15 protein-coding genes are annotated in these 19874 nt (G+C 59.2%); 7 read left to right on the forward strand and 8 right to left on the reverse strand.

The genetic code is table 11. The features are described from left to right. The first annotated feature begins 254 nt into the window (after positions 1-254). The 6 genes from AC1DCP_RS20590 to nadE all read left to right on the forward strand — a co-directional run bounded on the left by AC1DCP_RS20590 (position 255) and on the right by nadE (position 9172). Positions 255-3044, forward strand: coding sequence for a bifunctional aconitate hydratase 2/2-methylisocitrate dehydratase (locus AC1DCP_RS20590; RefSeq protein ID WP_111800142.1), 2790 nt, complete (start codon positions 255-257; stop codon positions 3042-3044). 245 nt (positions 3045-3289) lie between these two features. Continuing rightward, positions 3290-4414, forward strand: a complete 1125-nt coding sequence (locus tag AC1DCP_RS20595) for a hypothetical protein (RefSeq protein WP_111800141.1) — start codon at positions 3290-3292, stop codon at positions 4412-4414. Beyond that, positions 4414-6366: an asparagine synthase (glutamine-hydrolyzing) gene (gene asnB / locus AC1DCP_RS20600; protein WP_174043385.1), complete on the forward strand. Its 1953-nt coding sequence runs from the start codon at positions 4414-4416 to the stop codon at positions 6364-6366. The genes AC1DCP_RS20595 and asnB overlap by 1 nt, the downstream gene beginning before the upstream one ends. Beyond that, entirely contained in the window at positions 6363-6626 is a 264-nt protein-coding gene (locus AC1DCP_RS20605; RefSeq protein WP_003518245.1) for an acyl carrier protein, read from the forward strand. Before asnB ends, AC1DCP_RS20605 begins: the two co-directional genes overlap by 4 nt. A gap of 18 nt (positions 6627-6644) precedes the next feature. After that, entirely contained in the window at positions 6645-8177 is a 1533-nt protein-coding gene (locus AC1DCP_RS20610; RefSeq protein ID WP_476774594.1) for a class I adenylate-forming enzyme family protein, read from the forward strand. After that, entirely contained in the window at positions 8174-9172 is a 999-nt protein-coding gene (gene nadE / locus AC1DCP_RS20615; protein WP_003518241.1) for an NAD(+) synthase, read from the forward strand. The genes AC1DCP_RS20610 and nadE overlap by 4 nt, the downstream gene beginning before the upstream one ends. A gap of 166 nt (positions 9173-9338) precedes the next feature. On the opposite strand, the gene AC1DCP_RS20620 is transcribed toward nadE, so the two are convergent. The 6 genes from AC1DCP_RS20620 to AC1DCP_RS20645 form a co-directional block, all read right to left on the reverse strand. Further along, positions 9339-9857: a hypothetical protein gene (locus tag AC1DCP_RS20620; RefSeq protein WP_112391859.1), complete on the reverse strand. Its 519-nt coding sequence runs from the start codon at positions 9855-9857 to the stop codon at positions 9339-9341. Between the two features lie 204 nt (positions 9858-10061). Further along, the gene (locus AC1DCP_RS20625; RefSeq protein ID WP_476774595.1) at positions 10062-10931 is read right to left on the reverse strand and encodes a hypothetical protein; all 870 of its coding nucleotides are present in this window, start codon (positions 10929-10931) and stop codon (positions 10062-10064) included. 191 nt (positions 10932-11122) lie between these two features. Next, positions 11123-11698, reverse strand: a complete 576-nt coding sequence (locus AC1DCP_RS20630; protein ID WP_112391860.1) for a sarcosine oxidase subunit gamma — start codon at positions 11696-11698, stop codon at positions 11123-11125. Beyond that, positions 11691-14615 carry a sarcosine oxidase subunit alpha family protein gene (locus tag AC1DCP_RS20635; RefSeq protein WP_112391861.1) on the reverse strand — a complete coding sequence of 975 codons (2925 nt, stop codon included), beginning with the start codon at positions 14613-14615 and terminating at the stop codon, positions 11691-11693. The genes AC1DCP_RS20630 and AC1DCP_RS20635 overlap by 8 nt, the downstream gene beginning before the upstream one ends. After that, a complete protein-coding gene (locus AC1DCP_RS20640) occupies positions 14612-14902 on the reverse strand; it encodes a sarcosine oxidase subunit delta (protein WP_003518230.1) in 291 nt (96 codons plus the stop codon). Before AC1DCP_RS20640 ends, AC1DCP_RS20635 begins: the two co-directional genes overlap by 4 nt. Positions 14903-14912: 10 nt before the next feature. After that, on the reverse strand, positions 14913-16163 hold the full coding sequence (locus AC1DCP_RS20645) for a sarcosine oxidase subunit beta family protein (RefSeq protein WP_003518227.1): 1251 nt from the start codon (positions 16161-16163) through the stop codon (positions 14913-14915). A gap of 140 nt (positions 16164-16303) precedes the next feature. Here AC1DCP_RS20645 and AC1DCP_RS20650 point away from each other — a divergent pair, with 140 nt between their 5' ends. After that, the gene (locus AC1DCP_RS20650) at positions 16304-17290 is read left to right on the forward strand and encodes a GlxA family transcriptional regulator (protein WP_115064525.1); all 987 of its coding nucleotides are present in this window, start codon (positions 16304-16306) and stop codon (positions 17288-17290) included. A gap of 55 nt (positions 17291-17345) precedes the next feature. Here AC1DCP_RS20650 and AC1DCP_RS20655 read toward each other — a convergent pair whose 3' ends face one another. Both AC1DCP_RS20655 and AC1DCP_RS20660 read right to left on the reverse strand, forming a co-directional pair. Beyond that, a complete protein-coding gene (locus AC1DCP_RS20655) occupies positions 17346-18887 on the reverse strand; it encodes a sugar ABC transporter ATP-binding protein (protein ID WP_076845339.1) in 1542 nt (513 codons plus the stop codon). Positions 18888-18891: 4 nt separating this feature from the next. Further along, positions 18892-19869 (reverse strand): ABC transporter permease, encoded by a 978-nt coding sequence (locus AC1DCP_RS20660; protein WP_035200079.1) that lies wholly within the window; start codon positions 19867-19869, stop codon positions 18892-18894. Positions 19870-19874 lie beyond the last annotated feature (5 nt).

Genomic DNA, 19874 nt, shown 5'->3' on the forward strand with positions numbered 1-19874 from the left:
GCAATGGTTTGCCGGCATCGCGTACGGCAGGCCGCGGGGAGGAATGCCGGGCGCATCCCTGAGGGCACGACGGCAGACGGCATGCCTGCCCGCATGTTCTCCTGTTCCGTTATCGAAAACAGAAACAGAGTGCGCTATCTTGCCTTCCGGCCCTGGTTGACGTACTCGAAATCGATAGGACCCTGGGCCGATTAACAATAGTGTTTCGTGGCGCTGCGTTTCGGCGCCATACACCTCATGACGTTGGGATTGCGATGAACCTTTACTTGGATTACCTGGCTGAGATCGAAAGCAGAAAAACTCAAGGGCTCGCTCCCAAGCCGATCGACGATGGCGGATTAACCGGCGAAATCATTGCCTTGATAAGGGATACCGGTAGCGAATATCGCGCGGATGCCCTCAAATTCTTCATTTACAACACCTTGCCAGGCACCACGAGCGCTGCCGGCGTCAAGGCCGCCTTTCTGAAGCAGATCATTCTGGGCGAAACTGTCGTTCCCGAGATCACGCCCACTTTCGCCCTCGAACTGCTGTCGCATATGAAGGGTGGCCCCTCCATTGAAGCGCTGCTCGACATCGCCCTTGGTGATGATGCCGGGCTTGCCCAGCAGGCAGGCGAAGTGCTGAAGACGCAGGTCTTCCTCTATGACGCTGACATGTTCCGGCTACGTGATGCCTTCAAGGCGGGCAATACCGTCGCGAAGGGCGTTCTTGAGAGCTATGCCAAGGCTGAGTTCTTCACCAAGCTTCCCGATGTAGAGGATGAGATCAAGGTCGTGACCTTCATCGCCGCCGAAGGCGATATTTCGACCGATCTTCTGTCCCCTGGCAACCAGGCGCATTCGCGCTCCGACCGGCAGCTGCACGGCCAGTGTATGATCACGCCGGAAGCGCAGGCGGAAATCGTCGCGCTGCAGAAGCAGCATCCCGACAAGCGGGTGATGATGATCGCCGAAAAGGGCACGATGGGCGTCGGCTCGTCGCGCATGTCGGGCGTCAACAACGTCGCGCTGTGGACCGGCAAGCAGGCCAGCCCCTATGTGCCCTTCGTCAACTTCGCCCCGATCGTTGCTGGCACCAACGGCATTTCGCCGATCTTCGCCACCACTGTCGACGTCACGGGCGGTATCGGCATCAACCTGAAGAACTGGGTGAAGAAGCTCGGCGAAGACGGCAAGCCCATCCTCAACAATGACGGCAATCCGGTTCTGGAGCAGAAATATTCGGTTGAGACCGGCACCGTTTTGAAGATCGACGCCAAGAACTACAAGCTTCGTGACGAGAACGGCACGGAACTGGTCGATCTCTCCTCCTCATTCACACCCCAGAAGATGGAATTCATGAAGGCGGGCAGCTCCTATGCCATCGTCTTCGGCAAGAAGCTCCAGACGTTTGCGGCTGAAACGCTTGGCGTCGAGGCCACCCCGGTCTTTGCGCCCAACAAGGAAATTTCCATCGAAGGCCAGGGCCTCACGGCCGTCGAGAAAATCTTCAACCGCAATGCCGTTGGCGTCACGCCCGGCAAGGTGCTGCATGCCGGCTCCGACGTGCGCGTGAAGGTCAACATCGTCGGCTCGCAGGACACGACCGGTCTGATGACGGCGCAGGAACTTGAGGCGATGGCGGCAACCGTCATTTCGCCGCTGGTGGATGGTGCGTACCAGTCGGGTTGCCACACGGCCTCCGTCTGGGACAAGAAGGCGCAGGCGAACATCCCGAAGCTCATGTCTTTCATGAACAACTTCGGCGTCATCACTGCCCGCGACCCCAAGGGCGTCTATCATTCGATGACGGACGTGATCCACAAGGTGCTGAACGACATCACTGTGGACGACTGGGCGATCATCATCGGCGGTGACAGCCACACCCGCATGTCCAAGGGCGTGGCCTTCGGTGCCGACTCGGGCACTGTGGCGCTGGCACTGGCGACGGGCGAGGCGACCATGCCGATCCCGCAATCCGTCAAGGTCACCTTCAAGGGCAAGATGCAGCCGCATATGGACTTCCGCGATGTTGTCCATGCGACGCAGGCGCAGATGCTGAAGCAGCATGGCGACAACGTTTTCCAGGGCCGCATCATTGAAGTCCATATCGGCACGCTGCTCGCTGACCAGGCCTTCACCTTTACCGACTGGACGGCCGAGATGAAGGCCAAGGCGTCGATCTGTATCTCTGAAGACGAGACGCTGATCGAGTCGCTGGAAATCGCCAAGTCGCGTATCCAGATCATGATCGACAAGGGCATGGATAATGCCGCCCAGACACTGAAGGGCCTGATCGCCAAGGCAGATCAGCGTATTGCCGAAATCCGCTCGGGCGAAAAGCCCGCTCTGGCCCCTGACGACAATGCGAAATATTTCGCTGAAGTCGTCGTGGATCTGGACGTGATCGACGAACCGATGATCGCCGACCCCGACGTCAACAACACCGATGTCTCCCGGCGCTACACCCATGACACGATCCGTCCGGTGTCCTATTACGGCGGCATCAAGAAGGTCGATCTGGGCTTCGTCGGTTCGTGCATGGTGCATAAGGGCGACATAAAGATCGTCGCCCAGATGCTGAAGAACATCGAGAAGGCCGAAGGCAAGGTCGAGTTCAAGGCGCCGCTCGTGGTCGCGGCACCGACCTATAACATCATCGACGAGCTGAAGGCGGAAGGGGATTGGGAAATCCTGCAGAAGTATTCTGGCTTCGAGTTCGATGATCTCAAGCCGAAGACTGCCAACCGGACAGAATACGAGAACATCCTCTATCTGGAGCGCCCGGGCTGCAACCTTTGCATGGGCAACCAGGAGAAGGCGGAGAAGGGTGATACTGTTCTGGCAACCTCGACCCGTCTCTTCCAGGGCCGCGTTGTTGAGGACACTGCCGAGAAGAAGGGTGAATCGCTGCTGGCCTCGACCCCTGTCGTGGTACTGTCGGCAATCCTTGGCCGCACACCGAGCGCTGAGGAATACAAGGCCGCCGTGGTAGGTATCGATCTGACCAAGTTCGCACCGCCGAAAGCCGCGCCAATCGATTCCCTGTCTGTCCAATACTAAAGTATTTCCGGGCGTAGGACTTTTACGTCCGGAAAAACGTTTGAAACCAAAGATATAGAGCGCGTCCACCGAATTCAGTTGAAACCGGACGCGCTCTAGGGTTGAAATTACCCGTCAAATTCTTTGCAAAACGCCACAATCACGCGAAAAAACGCCGGCACATAACTTCTGATTAATACGCCTGCGGCAGAATAGGAATGATAATTACTTTCGATTAAATATCTATCCGGCAAGAAGCGGCGAGTATGTCTGAAATACGCTCATTTATTGCGGACGATCTCGTGTCCGTGGCTGACATGTTTCACCGTTTTTTGCGGAAGAAGGATGGGGCCGCGACAGATGATCTGACCTCATATTTGCGCGCCGTCTTTCTCGAAAATTCAAACATAAATCCGGATATTCACTCCAAGGTCTATGTGCGCGACGATGGCCGCGTGTCTGGATTTCTGGGTGTTTTGCCCGTGGCAATGGAACTTGATGGCCAGAACATACAGGCCGCTGTCTGCTCTTCCTTTGTCGCTGAAGACCGTGAGACCGATCCCTTTGCCGGAGCGCGTTTGCTGCGCGAAGTTTTGGGTGGACCTCAGGAACTGACATTTGGGGAGACGATCAACGACGTTTCCGCCGATATGTGGAAGACGATGCGCGGCCAGCTGCTCGCCTCCTACAGTCTCGATTGGCTGCGGATTTTGCGCCCGGCTTCATTCGGGCTGGAAATAGCCGCTGATCGTTTCTCCAGCACTTTCCGCGCGCTGACGCCGTTCAGCAAGATCATCGATCGCACCATTTCGGCGCGTGGCCATGGGCGAGCATTATCCTATTACGCATCACATCCGGACAAGGTGGACAGCTTTACCGACGACGACGCGAGCGATACCGAATTCGCGCGTCTGGCACGGGAACTCGTCGGCCACTTTCCGCTCCATCCCGTTTGGACCGAGGAAAGCCTGTTGCACATGCTCCAACACGCCAAACGCAAACGTCTGCACGGCGAACCAGTCCAGCGGATTGTGAGGGCCCGCGGCGGTAGAGCGGTGGGGCTTTTTCTTTACCACGGCAATCCAACGGGCATCGGCCGGACGCTGCAGATCATGGCCGTGCCCGGGCAGGAGCAGATCGTGATCGACCGGCTGATCCGCAATGCCTATGATCGTGGTCTCGCGGCCATCAGAGGTCGCACCCAGCCGGCACTGCTGCGGGCGATGCTCGGTAAGAAATGCACGTTTCTGCATGCGTCATCCACCATCGTGCATTCGCGCAATGCGGACCTCCTCAAGGCAGCGACGGATGGAACGGCATTTTTTAACGGCTTTTGCGGTGAAAGCTGGACGCGCCTCATCGGTGACAGCTTTGGTCAGGCGGTCGAGTAATGTGCGGAATTGCCGGATTTTATCGATACGACATGCCGGCCGAGCGCGCAAACGAGCGCCTTGCGCTGATGGCGTCGCGTCTTAAGCATCGTGGTCCAGATGCGCATGGAGCCCTGCTGCGCGGCGATGTCGGCCTTGCCCACGCACGGCTGGCCATTGTGGGCATTGCCGATGGCGCGCAGCCGATGCGCACCGTCGAAGACGATCTTGCCATTTCCTTCAACGGCGAAATCTTCAATCACGTCGAACTGCGCGAAACGCTGTCCGCGCGCGGCCACCATTTCCGCACCCACTCCGACACCGAAGTCATCCTGCATGACTATCGCGACAAGGGGCTGGATTGCCTCAACGAATTCAACGGCGATTTTGCCTTCGCCCTGCACGACGCCCGCAACGACACGCTGGTGCTTGCGCGTGACCGGATGGGTGTCCGGCCGCTTTATTATACGTGGCATGAAGGTACGTTTTATTTCGCATCCGAGATCGGGGCGCTTCTGGCGTTGCCGGGAATGACGGCCGAGATCGATCCGGTGGCGCTGGATCAGATATTCACCTTCTGGTTCCCGTTGCCGCCGCGCACCGCCTTTCGCGGCATTCACGAATTGCCGCCCGGTCATCTGATGATCCTGCGCGATGGCGCGTCCACGGTACGGCGCTGGTGGCAACTTTCCTATCCTGACGGCAAGGACGCAGCACCGCCGGCAAGCCTTGGCGCGCAGGTGGAAGAGCTGACGGCGCTTCTGGCCGACGCAACGCGGATCAGGCTTCGCGCCGATGTGCCTGTCGGCTCCTATCTGTCCGGCGGGCTCGATTCCTCCCTCGTTTCTGCCCTGGCTGCGCAAAGCGTTAGCCGAGGCCTGCGCACATTTTCGCTGGCCTTCGAAAGTGCGGAGCACGACGAAAGTATCTGGCAGAAAACAATGAGCCAGCATCTTGGCGTCGCATCCGAAACCACGGAGTGCTCAACTGCGGACATAGCGCAATACATGCCTGAGGTCATGGAGCACGTGCAGACGCCCATTCTTCGCACAGCACCGGTGCCGCTTTACCTGCTTTCCCGGCATGTGCGCGAACGGGGAATGAAGGTGGTGCTGACCGGTGAAGGTGCTGATGAGCTGTTCGCTGGCTACGATATTTTCCGCGAAGCGCGGGTACGGCGCTTTTGCAGCCGCCAGCCGCAATCTGCTCGCCGGCCGAAACTGTTCCAGCGGCTTTATCCCTACCTTCCGGGGCTGAAACAGCAGACGCCGGATTATCTGGCACGCTTCTTCTCCTTCGGCGCAGAAGCCACCGACGAACCGCTGTTTTCCCATCGGCCGCGCTTGCGCTCTACGGCGGCGGCGAAAATCTTCTTTTCAGCGGAATTGAAAGCGCAGCTTGGCGACTACGACGCTGCGGCCGATCTTGCCGCGCAGTTGCCGGAGGATTTCCGCCGCTGGCATCCGCTTCATCAGGCGCAGTACCTCGAGACAGCATTTCTCTTGCCCGGCTATATTCTGTCCAGTCAGGGAGACCGGGTCATGATGGCAAATGGAGTGGAAGGCCGGTTTCCGTTCCTCGATCCCCGTGTGGTGGACTTTGCCGCAGCGCTCCATCCCGAGGCGAAACTGCGCGGTCTGAAGGAAAAATATATCCTTAAACAGGCTGCAGCCGAGCTGGTGCCCGATGCGATCTTAAACCGACCCAAGCAGCCCTATCGCGCGCCCGACGCAGAAGCCTTCGCGGATGCCGGCTATCTCGACACCGTACTTTCTACCGGTCGAGTGAGGACCACCGGCCTGTTCAATGCCCAGGCGGTGGAAAAGCTGACAACCAAGGTGCGGCAAAAACAGGCGACCGGCTTTCGCGACAACGCCGCCTTCGTCGGCATACTCTCGACCCAGCTTCTGCACGCTGCCACGACCCAGAATTCCACAATGTCATCGCAAAAAATCGAAGGAAGCTCCAAATGACCAATGAAAGCACCGGCATGAAAGCCGAAATTCGCGGTTTCATCATCGAAAACTTTCTGTTCGGTGACGAAAGCCGGCCTTTTGGCGACGATCTTTCGTTGATCGACAATGACATGGTCGATTCCACGGGAATCCTCGAATTGGTGAGCTTCATCGAGGAACGCTACGGCGTCCGCGTTGCCGACGGCGATATCGTACCGGCCAACCTCGATACGATCGACAACATCGCCGCCTTCATCGGTCGCAAGCAGACCGCCTGAAATTTCGGGAAGCGCCAATTGCGTATCGACCACTACCTGCATCGAAGTGCGGAGCGCCATGCCGGCAAGACGGCGCTGGTGGCCGGTGAGACGCGCCTGAGTTACGGCGAACTCAAGACGATGAGCGAGGCTTTCGCCACTGCTCTGATAGCGCGAGGCGCAAACCCGGGAGACCGTGTCGTCCTTGTGCTGGACAATGGCTGGCGCATGGCGGTTGCGGTTTTCGGTTGCTGGATGGCGGGCGCTGTTGCCTGCCCCATCAACCCATCGTCCAAGGCCGCACGCCTTTCGCAAATTCTGGACAGTTGTACGCCCTTTGCGGTGGTTGCCGAGGCCCGGCTGGAAAAGGTCGTTTCGGATGCGGCCGGTTCTTCTCCGTTGTTGCGCATCGTTTCCGGCGCGCCGAACCCAACGGCCGATGGTGTCGATTTTGACGCGATGCTCGAGGAACCGATAGGCGCGCTGCCGCAAAACCTGCTCGATACCGATCTGGCAGTAATCATCTATACATCTGGCTCCACCGGCGAGCCAAAGGGCGTGATGCTGGCGCATGATAACATGGATGCGGCCGTCCCTTCGATTACCTCGTATCTCGGCAATAGGCCGGAAGATATTCTGCTCGGCGTATTGCCGCTTTCGTTCGGATATGGCCTGAACCAGCTGCTTTCCAGCGTTTTCGTCGGCGGTACGCTGGTGATCGAGAAATCCTTCGCCTATCCGCATCTGATTTTCGAGCGTATCCGGGACGAGCGGATCACGGGCTTCGCGCTGGTGCCGACCATGCTGTCCATCATGATGGAGACGCGCGATCTGTCGCCGGCGCTGTTTGAAAGCCTGCGCTACGTCACCGCCGCCGCTGCACCCCTTTCGCCCACCCATAGCGACTGGCTGCGGACTTTTCTGCCGCATGTGCACCTGTTTTGCATGTATGGCCAGACGGAGTGTACCCGTATCAGCTTTCTGCCGCCGGAAGACCTCGACAGGAAACGCGGTTCTGTCGGCATCGCCATTCCGGGCACTGCCATCGCGGTGGTGAACGAGGACGGAGACAGCCTGTTGCCCGCAGAGGTCGGCGAACTCGTGGTCAGCGGGCCGCACGTCATGCGTGGTTATTGGCGCAACGAGGCTGCCACAGCGCGCGCGCTGCGCGTTGATGCCGCAACGGGCCGGACGCGTCTTCACACCGGCGACCTGTTTACCTGCGATGCCGAGGGTTATCTCACCTTCGTTGCCCGCAAGGACGATATCATCAAGTCGCGTGGCGAAAAGGTTGCGCCGCAGGCTGTCGAAGCCGTTCTGCAAGCCATGCCGGGCGTCTCGGACGCATTGGTCGTCGGCGTTGCGCATGAGGTTTTCGGTCAGGCGGTGAAGGCGATCGTGATCGCATCCGACGAGGCGATCACCGCAAAAGACGTCATGCGCTACTGCGCTCTGCACCTCGAAACCCACATGGTGCCAACACTGGTTGAATTTCGCGATTTCCTGCCGACGACGGATACCGGCAAGGTCAGTCGCCGCCTCGCTGCTCAAGATACGGAGAACAATCGATGACGAACAATGCAAAGAGCCTGCCTTTCTCGCCGCTTGAACTTGATGCGGCGGCGGAGGTAGAGCGTATCGCCGAAAAAATCCGCCAGTCGCTTCGTTTCAACCTGCGCAAGCGCGGGCTGGTGCTCGGCATTTCCGGCGGTATCGATTCCAGCGTCTGCGCCGCACTTGCCGTTCACGCGCTCGGGGCAGCAAATGTTATTGGCCTGTTCATGCCGGAAAACGATTCCGACCCGGAAAGCCTGCGCTTGGGGCAGGCTTTGGCGACGAAGCTGGGTATGGACTGCGTGCTGGAAGATATCGGCCCTTCGCTCGCCGCCATGGGTTGTTATGAAAGGCGCGATGGCTTCATCCGCGAGGTTGTCCCTGAATACGGGCCGGGCTGGGCCTCCAAGATCGTCTTCGACAACGCCATGAGCACCGGCGCCTATAATATTTCCTCGCTGGTCGTCCGTTCGCCATCGGGCGAAACGCGCAAGGTTCGCCTCTCCGCAAAAGCCTATCTCGGCATCGTTGCGGCGACGAATATGAAGCAGCGCACGCGCAAGCAGTTCGAATATTATCACGCCGACCGCCTGAACTTCGCGGTGCTCGGAACCCCGAACCGGCTGGAGTACGACCAGGGCTTCTTTGTCAAGAACGGCGACGGCGCTGCCGACATCAAGCCGATCGCCCATCTTTACAAATCACAGGTCTATCAACTCGCGGCCCATCTCGGCGTCCCGCAGGAAATCCGCTCCCGCCCGCCGACAACGGATACCTATTCCATGCCGCAGACGCAGGAAGAGTTCTATTTCGCGCTTCCTTACGACAAGATGGATATCTGCCTCTACGGTCTGGAACACGGCATGCCTGCAACGGAGATCGCCACGGCGACCGGGTTGACGGAGGACAATGTCCGGTTCGTCTGGACCGATATCGCCGCCAAGCGAAAGGTTGCGCACTATCTGCACCACGCCCCTATCCATTTCCATGAGGGCGCTCAGGCGAAATCCTGAGATTGTTCCAAGCGGCGCCGGCCTGGGCGATCAGGCCGGCGTATGAAACAAACCTCGATATGAATATGTAGCCGCGCCCGCCAGCAGAAGAGCTGTGAAAGTGATATGCGGGCGGCAATTACATTTGTTAGTCAAGGCGTTAGGATTGGCAGTGCTTCGCCACCATTCAGTCCGCTGCGAATTCGCACGCCAACAGGGTCTTGTCGCCAAGTGCCGCACCTTCGCGCGCCACAATGGAGACTTTTCCCGGTCCAGCCAGACCTTCAGGCGGCTGCTGGTCCTGCGGAAGCTGCCGGGCATAACCCTTGCTCAAAGTACCCATCAGGTCTGAGGTTTCCGGTTTCAAATCATATTTCGCTGCCAGAGCATCGGCACGCTGGCCCTTGATCAAAACACCGACTGCACCATTGGCGAAGAAGACTTCGTCACTCTCAAACCCATCGCGGCCGATCTGGTTCGGAAGCTTATAGATAGCCGCACCCAAAGACGATGTGTCGGCCTTTGCAAGTTTTTCGGCGGCATCATAAATTTCGGTCGCCGATGTCATCGAATAGGGCGGATTGCACAAGGCCGCATCATAGAATGCGGGATCGATTTCGGCAGCCAAAGCGCTACCGGCATGAAGCGCAGTAATGGCTACTGACATTACGACGGTGCCGCGAAGGAAAGGTGTGAATGCAAACATTGGCGTCCCTTGGAATTTGCCTGTCGTCCGTTTGAAGAGATTGCGTCAGGCTTTGCCATTCCTTGGAGCACCATAATTCACGCCCTGTCGATATACGCGAAGCGTTTTCCCCAGCTCGCCAGAACAAAACTCGTCATCCGACCGCAAGGAAAGCGTGGCGAAAGACGGCATTTCCATAGTGGGGATGAAAATGCTCTGTTGTTGCTAGCCCGGCCGATTCAATACAGTTTGGCCGGCTTCGTGTTTGACAATCCGCAGCATGGGCTGCCCGCCCATCTCGGCGGATTCAAACCGGGCAAGAAGGTCGAATGAGGTTACGGCTTCGCCCGCCTTGAAGCATTTTCCGTGGACGGCGAGATGTCCAAGCCCAAATACGGCAAGAAGAGCCTCCGTCGGGTTATCCGACGACGTGTCGAAGAGCAAATTCGTTTGGCCGAAATGCTCGAGACCCGTAGTCCAGGCTCTGGTCGCGCCGTTCTCCCGGATCACGAAGGCGCCATAGGCAAGCATTGTTGCTGTCTGTTGCGGCTGATCCAGGTGACTATTGGCGTAGCTCAGACAGTCGTCGAGATCGGTGCGGCCGACGATGAGGTCTAGATAATGCAACACAACGGCGCGCATCGGTGCAAGCTGGTGGATGCCGAGCAGGGTCATGGCGATCTCGTTATGTGCCACTGTGGGGTCGTCGTCATCCGCCACGATCATCAGTTTGAATTTCGCCTGATGGGTCGCACGGCACAGGTCATCATGCGCAGCTTTTGCATTGATGCAGAACGTGTTCGTCCAGTCGACTTCGGCCCTCGCTGCCGCAGGATAGTGAGCAGGAACTGCCAGCGTTCCCACCGCCTCGGGAATGCCAACGAAGACGCGGGTTCCGCCGCGAAAGCCGTCAAAGACGCCTTCGCTCTCCAGTTGCTCACATTCGTACCCTTCAAGGCCCCAGGCTTCGATCAGCGCCTCAGCCGACAGGGTGGGCAAATCGTCAAAATAGAGTGTTGCCGAAAAATATTGAACATTGTCGCTTGTCACTACGATAACCTCATATTTCCGCTGCACTAGTCCGGCCGTTTTCACAGGCGGCGATAGCTCATCTAGTCGATTTTTGCGACAATATGATTTGCGCTGTCGTCAGAGCGATTATTCACTGATGGCTCAGAACGGTAACCGTTCGAGATGATCCCGATGCGCCCATGTCAACACGACACAGTTCGCCCGTACAGGTCAACGATTGGCAAAAAACGGTCTGGTGGCTTTGCAGTCCGGCTTTATGGGGCAGCGCCAAGAAGTTCCGCCTGACGACGGATCGCAGTCTCGATCACATGCCACAGTGTTTCCGCAGCGGAGCGCATGCCGAGGATGGCAAGGCGGTCCGGCGCGCGCCGGATGACGAAAACGCTCATATGTTCCATGCTTGTGCGCGTGGCGGCCCCTTGCCCGAATGCCGAGGGATCGAGGTTCACCAGCTTCTGCATGAGCGCGACAATCGGCGCCTCGCCTGTGTCGCTCTCGATTTCGAAGGCGACGAAGCCATCGGTCTGTTCCGTTACGGAACAGGAAGGGCAAAGGCTCGCGAGTTCTGCGGCGAAATCCGTTTCGGCCCGGTCTGCGGCCTCAATGAGCCATTGGCCCGGCCCCGTCCAAAAAGCTGAAACCGGGCCTTGCTGGACCCATTTTCCGGGACCCGGCAAGGTGAGGTCAAAAGGCACCGGTTCTTTGACGTTGCGGCGCAGGCTGAGCGATGCGAGGGCAAGCCCCGAATTTTCCTCAAGTCGCAACGTGCCATGGCGGGCGCGCCGCGAAGTTTGCGCGCCGAGTGCGGTTGTCGGCTTCAAATCAGGCACGGAGTCTCTCTCCCTCAGGGTCGATGAAATGGGGCGAGACCACACGCAATTCGACCGACTGTCCCTGCAAGGGGTTGGCCGCGACGACGATCTCTCCGATACGGTTTGCACCATCGGCAAGGAAACCAAGACCGATGCTGAAACCGAGGTTGGGCGAATAGCAGGCGGATGTGATCCAGCCCTGATCGGTCTCGGTATTCTGGCTGGCGCCGCGGGTAAACAGATGTGAACCTGACACCACAGGGTCCGTTGCCGCAAGCGGCTGCAGGCCGACGAGCACCCGGCTTTCGCCGACAAGCCCTTCGCGGCGAGTCATGACGGTGCCAATCGCGTCTTTCTTGGCCGAAACCATCCTGCCCATGCCCAGCATCTGCGCCGTCGTCTGGCCGTTCAACTCGTTTCCGGCAGCATGGCCTTTTTCGATACGCATGACACCAAGCGCTTCCGTCCCGTAGGCGGTGGCTCCAAGATCCGCACCGATCTCCATCAGCCGGGACATCAGGGCATTACCGTAGCGGGCGGGGACTGCAATCTCGTAAGCAAGTTCCCCTGAAAACGAGATCCGGAACAGCCGTGCTCGCAATCCCCCGCAAACCGTCAGTTCGGCGCAGGCCATGAAGGGAAAGGCTGCGTTGGAAAGGTCGAAACCATCGACAATGCGTTCGATAAGGCGGCGGGCGTTCGGACCGGCGACTGCGAGCTGTGCCCAGGCATCCGTTGCCGAGATCAATTGCACATCCAATTCCGGCCACAGGCATTGGCGGGCGAATTCCATGTGACGATAGACCGGGCCGGCCTGGGCCGTGGTCGTGGTGACGATATAATGATCCTCACCCAGACGGGCACAGGTGCCGTCATCATAGGCGTGGCCGTCTTCCCGCAGCATCAGGCCGTAACGGACCATGCCGACCTTGAGGCTCTTCATTGCATTGCAGTAGAGACGGTCGAGAAATTCAGCCGCATCGGCGCCCTGAACATCCACCTTGCCAAGCGTCGTCACATCGCAGATGCCGACGCCCTTTCGGGTGGCCAGAACCTCGCGGTCGACGGATTGCCGCCAATGGGTCTCCCCGGCTTGAGGGAAATATTGGGCACGCATCCATTGACCGACTTCGACGAAAACGGCGCCATGCGCTTCAGCCCAGGCATGGCTGGGTGTCAGGCGGCGCGGACGGAAATGTGCGCCGGTGTCGCCGCCGCCGAGTACCGCCATCGAAACCGGCGTATAGGGAGGGCGAAAAATCGTCGTACCCGTATCCGGTATCGATTTGCCCGTCAGTTCGGACATGATTGCCAATGCGGTGGCATTCGATGTCTTGCCCTGGTCAGTTGCCATACCAAGCGTGGTCCAGCGCTTGAGATGCTCGATGGGCCGCATGTTTTCCTGATGGGCGAGCTTGATATCCTTGACCGTGACGTCGTTCTGAAAATCGACCCAGGCGCGCCCTTTCCCCGGCACATGCCACAGGGGCTTGATGCCGATTTGCGTATCCTCGGCCTCCGGCAGGGCTGGCCTGGATGTGGCAATCCCCATTTGCTCCAGAGCCGTTATGGCAGCGGATGCACCGGAGATCAGCGCCGCCCCTGTGCTGCCTTTGCCGGCCGCCGCCCCTGCAACGAGCATATGCGAGGGTACGTCGCCGGGCAGGAATGCCTGTAGCCCGTCATCCCATAACGGGCGACCGCGCTGGTGCGATGTAAGATGAACATTGGGGTTCCAGCCCCCGGAGATACCAAGCGCACCGCAATCGATGGTTTCGTCATAGCCATCCTTGCGGACATCGATGGAAACCAACCCCAGCCTGCCTTTGCTGCCGGTAACTGTCGCCCCCGCAATCAGGCGGTATTCCGCAAGCGCCCGCGCATCCGGGCGCGGATCGATGACTGCGGCGATCTCGACACCTTTCGCAGCCAGGTCGACAGCGGTCCGATGGCCGTCATCGTTATTGGTGAAGATTGCGACCCTGCCTGCCGGACTGACTGCCCAGCGATTGGCATAGGCACGCAGCGAACCGGCGAGCGTGATCCCCGGCCGGTCGTTATTTTTAAAGGGGATATGCCTCTCTGTCGCCCCGGCGGCAAGCACCGTGCGCTTTGCAGTGATGCGCCAGAGGGACTGGCGTACGCCCTTAGGTGCGGCAAGATGGTCGGAAACCCGCTCGACCGCACCGAATATGCCATGGTCGAATGAGCCGAAAACCGTGGTGCGGCGCATGACGCGCAGGTTCGGCAGGGTTGAAAACTCCGCCTCGAGCGTTCCGATCCAGTCGGTTGCAGGGGCGCCGTCGAGCAGGTGGCTCTCTGCAAGCAGGCGACCTCCGAGGCGATTGTCCTCGTCCGCCAGAATAACCTTGGCACCGGCACGCGCCGCAGTCAGGGCAGCAGCCAGACCGGCCGCTCCGGCGCCGATGACCAGCAGATCGCAGTGAAGGAACCCCTTGTCGTAACTGTCGGGGTCCGGTTTCATCGACAGGCTTCCAAGTCCCGCAGCTTTGCGAATGGCGGGCTCATAGAGCTTTTCCCAGAACGCCTTCGGCCACATGAACGTTTTGTAGTAAAAGCCTGCGGTCAGGAAATCGGCAAACAGATCATTGATCGCAAGGGCATCGAAAGACAGGGACGGCCAGCGGTTCTGGCTTTTCGCCTCCAACCCGTCGAACAGTTCGACCGTCGTGGCGCGGGTATTAGGCTCCAGCCGCGATCCCGTGCGCAATTCGACCAGCGCATTCGGCTCTTCTGAGCCGGCAGAGATCACGCCTCTGGGGCGATGATATTTGAAGCTGCGCCCCATCAGGCGGACATCGTTTGCCAGAAGTGCCGAGGCGAGCGTGTCGCCGGGATGCCCCTGATAATTCTTTCCATCGAAGGTGAAATGCAGCACCTTGCTGCGGTCGATCAAGCCGTCCTTCAGTCTCATGCTTCATCTGCCTTCTGACGGAGCGCTACCTCGTTTGCGAGTTCCGCTCCGAGGATTTCATGGGTGACGGTGTTTCGCGTGACCACGAGCCAGCTGCGATCACCCTGTTCGTGAAACCACAGTTCCCGATGCAGGCCGGCGGGATTGTCACGCAGATAGACATAATCGTTGAAGTCTTTCGCAGCGCTCTCGGCCATTCCGTCCGGGCGACGCAACAGGGCGGCATCGCCGAGATAGGTGAATTCCTGAGCGTCGCGCGGCCCGAGCAGTGGGTGAGGGATCAGCATTGTTCAAGCCTCAGTGAAGGTTCGGTTGGGCGCCGGCGCCCTTTTCGTCGATGACATAGCCCTTTTCGAACCGGTCGAGCCGGTAGGCCTTGGCCGTATCATGCGGGGTATCCGTGGCCAGCAGATGCGCGAATGCATAGCCGCTGGCCGGCGTCGCCTTGAAGCCGCCGTAACACCAGCCGGCATTGAGATAGAGGCCCTTCACAGGCGTGTGGTCGATGATCGGTGAACCGTCCATCGACATGTCCATGATGCCACCCCATATGCGCAGCAGGCGCGCCCGGCCGATCATCGGCATCAGCGCCATGCCGCCCTCGGCGACATCTTCGATGACGGGCAGATTGCCGCGCTGGGCATAGGAATTATAGCCGTCGATATCGCCACCGAAGACCAGGCCACCCTTGTCGGACTGGCTGACGTAGAAATGGCCTGCTCCGAAGGTTATGACGCCGGGTATGGTCGGCTTCAGCCCTTCCGAAACGAAGGCTTGCAGCACATGGCTTTCAATCGGCAGACGCATGCCCGCCATGGCCATGACGCGGCCGGTCGATCCCGCCACGGCGACGCCGACCTTTCCGGCACCGATGTAGCCACGGCTGGTTTCCACGCCCTTGATCGTTCCATCCTCGATGCGAAATCCCTGGACTTCGCAGTTCTGGATAAGATCGACCCCTGCCAGATCGGCGCCACGCGCGTAACCCCACGCAACGCCATCGTGGCGGGCAGTTCCAGCGCGGCGCTGGTAAAGGCCGCCCTTGATCGGAAAGCGTGCATTGTCGAAATTGAGAAACGGGATCATTGCGCGGAGATCGTCTTGCGCTAGCAGTTGCGCGTCCGCACCGGCCAGCAGCATGGCGTTTCCGCGACGGCGGTAGGCATCGCGCTGCGCGTCGGTGTGGAACAGGTTCACAATGCCGCGCTGGCTTACCATCGCATTGAAATTGAATTCCTGTTCAAGCCCTTCCCAGAGTTTCATCGAAAACTCATAGAATGGCTCGTTTCCGGGCAGCAGATAGTTTGAGCGGATGATCGTGGTGTTGCGCCCGATGTTTCCTGATCCCAGCCAGCCTTTTTCCAGAACGGCGATCCGGGACTTGGAGAAGGTTTTGGCTAGATAATAGGCCGTTGCAAGTCCATGACCGCCACCGCCAACAATGATGAAATCGTAATGAGGTTGCGGATCGGGGTTCCGCCACAGTGGGCGCCAGCCCTTGTGGCCGGTCAGGGCCTGTTTGAAAACCTGGAGAGCCGAATAGCGCAAATCTGTGTTCCTCGAAAACAGGGCGGTTGTCCAAGTTTATAGCGCGATACCGCACGATTTTTTTATCCGTGACGGACGCATTATTGTCCAGTTTGGCCAAGTCGGCTAAGCTTGCCCTGGGGATTGTCTTGGAGCAGGTCATGCACGCCGAAGGGTCGATGTCGATCGGGTTCATACTCATTGAGGGTTATGCGCTGATGTCGTTGGCTGCGGCGGTTGAGCCGCTGCGCGCGGCCAATCACCTTGCCGGCAAAACGCTCTACCATTGCCGGTTTTACTCGGCGAATGGCGGGTTTGGCGCATCCACGTCAGGCGGAGGTTTCGATACCGCGCCCGTTTCGCGGGCTTTGTCTGAGAAGCTGGATCTGGTCTTCATCGTCGCGGGCGGAAATCCCATGCTCTATGAAGATCCGGCACTTGTGCGCAACCTGCGCGCGCTCAACCAGCGGGGTGTCAAGCTTGGAGGCATTTCCGGCGGCGCGGCGATCCTTGCCAAATCCGGTCTGATGACGGGCAGACGTTTTACCGTTCACTGGACCCACATCGATCCGCTTAGTGAATATGCCAGCGATCTCCTGATCGAGCGTGCGCTCTACGTCATCGATCGCGATCGCTACACTTGCGCGGGCGGCGTTGCCGCCATTGACATGATGGGGGCTTTTATTGCGAAAGACCATGGTTCTGCCTTCGCGCGCGATGTCAGCGAATGGTTCATACATCCGCGTTTGAGAACGGCCGATGAGCCTCAGTTGGGCCGCGCCGGCCAACGTTTCAACGTCCACCACCCGGTACTCGAAGCTGCCATTGAACTCATGACGACCCATGTTGCGGATCCCCTGTCGCCGGAGCAACTGGGCCAATTGTGCGGCAGCAGTATTCGCCAGCTCCACCGCCTGTTTTCCAGCCATTTCGACCAGTCCATGATGTCTTTTTACCGTGGTCTTCGGCTGGCAAAGGCGGATGAGCTGCTGCAGCAGACCTCGCTTTCGATCGTTGACGTGGCCTTGCTGACGGGGTTCTCGACCGCTGCCCATTTCACCCGTTGCTACACCCAGAAATACGCCGCTCCGCCCAGCAGAAGGCGTCGTGCCGGGAGAGATTTCGAGCAGCCGTCCGATGGTACCTGACGCCCTACCGGAACAGCGTGCGGTTTTTGCGGTGACACTTCGGCAAGGCCGTGCGTCATGCCTGACGTGAAAGGGCCGTTTCGCGCTCCGCATCATGGATCAAGCCCATGATACCCTCGCTCATATCGGCATAGACGCCATTGTTTTCGACCACGCCTTTAACCCGATAGCGGTCCATGACAACAATGCGGTCGGCCAGTGCCACCATCTCCGGCATGTCACTGGTAATGACGAGAATGGCGGTGCCGCCGTCTGCAAGCTCGCGCAGCAGATCGTGCAGATAGGCCTTGGTCTTGATGTCGATGCCAACAGAAGGTTCGTCTACGATCAGCAGCTTCACGTCGGCGGCAAGCCACTTGGCGACGCTGATCTTCTGCTGGTTGCCGCCGGAAAGATTGCCCACGGTCTGGCTCAGGCTCGGCGTCTTCACCTCAAGTTTCTGCAGGAAAGGGGTGACCGCCGCACGGATGCGGCTGTCGGAAAGCACGCCGAATGCGTTTGAGAGCTTGCGCCAGATGGGAACGCCCGCATTGGCAAGAACGGAATGCTGGAGAATGAGGCCGTCACCCTTGCGGTCCTCGCTGACATAACCGACGCCGTATTCGTGGATGGCTTCGGCAACGGAGCGGATGCGGGCCGGGCGATCTTCGATCCGGACTTCGCCTTCCGTGACGGCGAATTTGCCCATGATCGATTTTGCCAATTCGGTGCGCCCAGCGCCCACCAGCCCGTAAAGGCCGACGATTTCACCCTTGCGCACGGAAAGACTGACATCGCGATGACCGATTGCGGTAGAAACACCTTTGAGCTCAAGCACCAGCGGATTGTGCTCGACCGCGCGTTTGCGACAGCCACCGCCGCCTTCGGCACGGCCAATCATCAGGCGCACCAGATCCTGGCGTCCGAGACCTTCCATCGACCGGCTTTCGCAGGCGTTTTCGCCATCCCGCAGCACCGTCACCCGGTCGCAAATGTCGAGAACCTCCTCCAGCTTGTGGCTGACGAAGACAAGGCTTGCGCCATCATCGCGCAGGCGGCGCAGAATGCGGAAGAGGTTGTCCGTTTCGCTCGGGGTCAGCGATGTCGTGGGTTCGTCGAGCAAAAGAACCCGGCTTTGCAGGGAAAGCGCCTTTGCAATTTCCACGAGCTGCATTTGCGCAACGGAAAGCTCGGATACCGGCATCGCCGGATCGACTTCCAGATTGAGAGCTTGCAGCCAGCGGCGTGCGTCGCGATTCAGCGCGGCGTAGTCGATGGGTTTGAGATAATGCGCCCCAAGCTTTTCCATGTGGATATTCTCGGCAATCGAGAAGCGCGGGATGAGGTTGCGTTCCTGATGGACGACACCGATGCCGCGGGCAATGGCCTCGCGCGGGTTGCCGAAGCGCACTTCCTGCCCATCGACAAGGATCTGGCCGCTGCTCTGATGGTGGACGCCGGTAATGACCTTGATCAACGTCGATTTGCCGGCGCCGTTCTCACCCAGCAACGCGTGGATCGATCCCGGCTCCAGCGAAAGATTGACGCCCTTGAGCGCCCGAACGCCGGGAAACACTTTTTCGATGTTGCGCGCCTGAAAAACAGGTTGCTTGTCCATGATGTCAGGCCTTTCCTGTCTTTTTGCCGAGATGCGTTTCGCGCAGGCGGTTGATGCCGACGGCGGCGAGGATCATTGCGCCAAGCACCACCTGCACGAGGAACGGATCGATGGAGAACAGCACGAGTGCCTGCGTGATGATGGCAACGATGACGACGCCGAGCAGGGTCGCCCCGACGCTGACATGCCCGCCAGCCAGTACGGCACCGCCGATAACGGGTGCGGCAAAGGACAGGATGAGCCAGTCGTCACCAATGGAAGGCTGGCCGATCTGCAGGCGGGATACGAGCAGAATGCCGGCGACCGACGCCAGAAGGCCGGAAATGCCGTGCGCCACGATCATTGTCGTGCGGATCGAAATGCCGGAAAGCTCTGCCGCATGGCTGTTGCCGCCAATGGCAAGGATGAAGCGGCCTATCGGCTGGCGGCGCAGCATGAACCACAGCGCGAATGCGATGATGATGGTGGGTGCTGCGAGCCACGGAACCGGGCCGACGAGCAGCGCCGAGCCGAAGGCTTTCACCGATTCCGGCACGCCGTAGAACGGCTCCGCCCGGGTGATGCCGAGGTTGATACCCTTGTAGATCGACAGGGTCGCCAGTGTGATGACGAAGGCGGAAATGCCGGTGATGGCAATCAGCAGACCGTTGAGCATGCCGCAGACAACACCGATCAGTACCGCAGCAATGGCGGCCACCGGTGCCGGAAGCCCCCAGACCTGCATCAGTCCCGCAAAAGAGATTGCCGCCAGTCCGCCGATTGCGCCCACGGACAGGTTCATCTGGCCAATGGCAATGATGATCATCTGGGAAAAGGCGATGAGCGCGTTGACCGCGATTGCAAGAAGGAGAATCTGGATGTTGAAGGAAGAGAGGAAGTTGGGGCTGAAGCCGCGGATAAGCGCGATTGCCAGCACCGTGACCAATAGGGGGCCGAACCAGTCGGTTCTGGCAAGGCGTAGAAGGGTGTTGTCGGTCTTCATCGTCC

The organism is Agrobacterium sp. 10T429, from assembly GCF_056393925.1.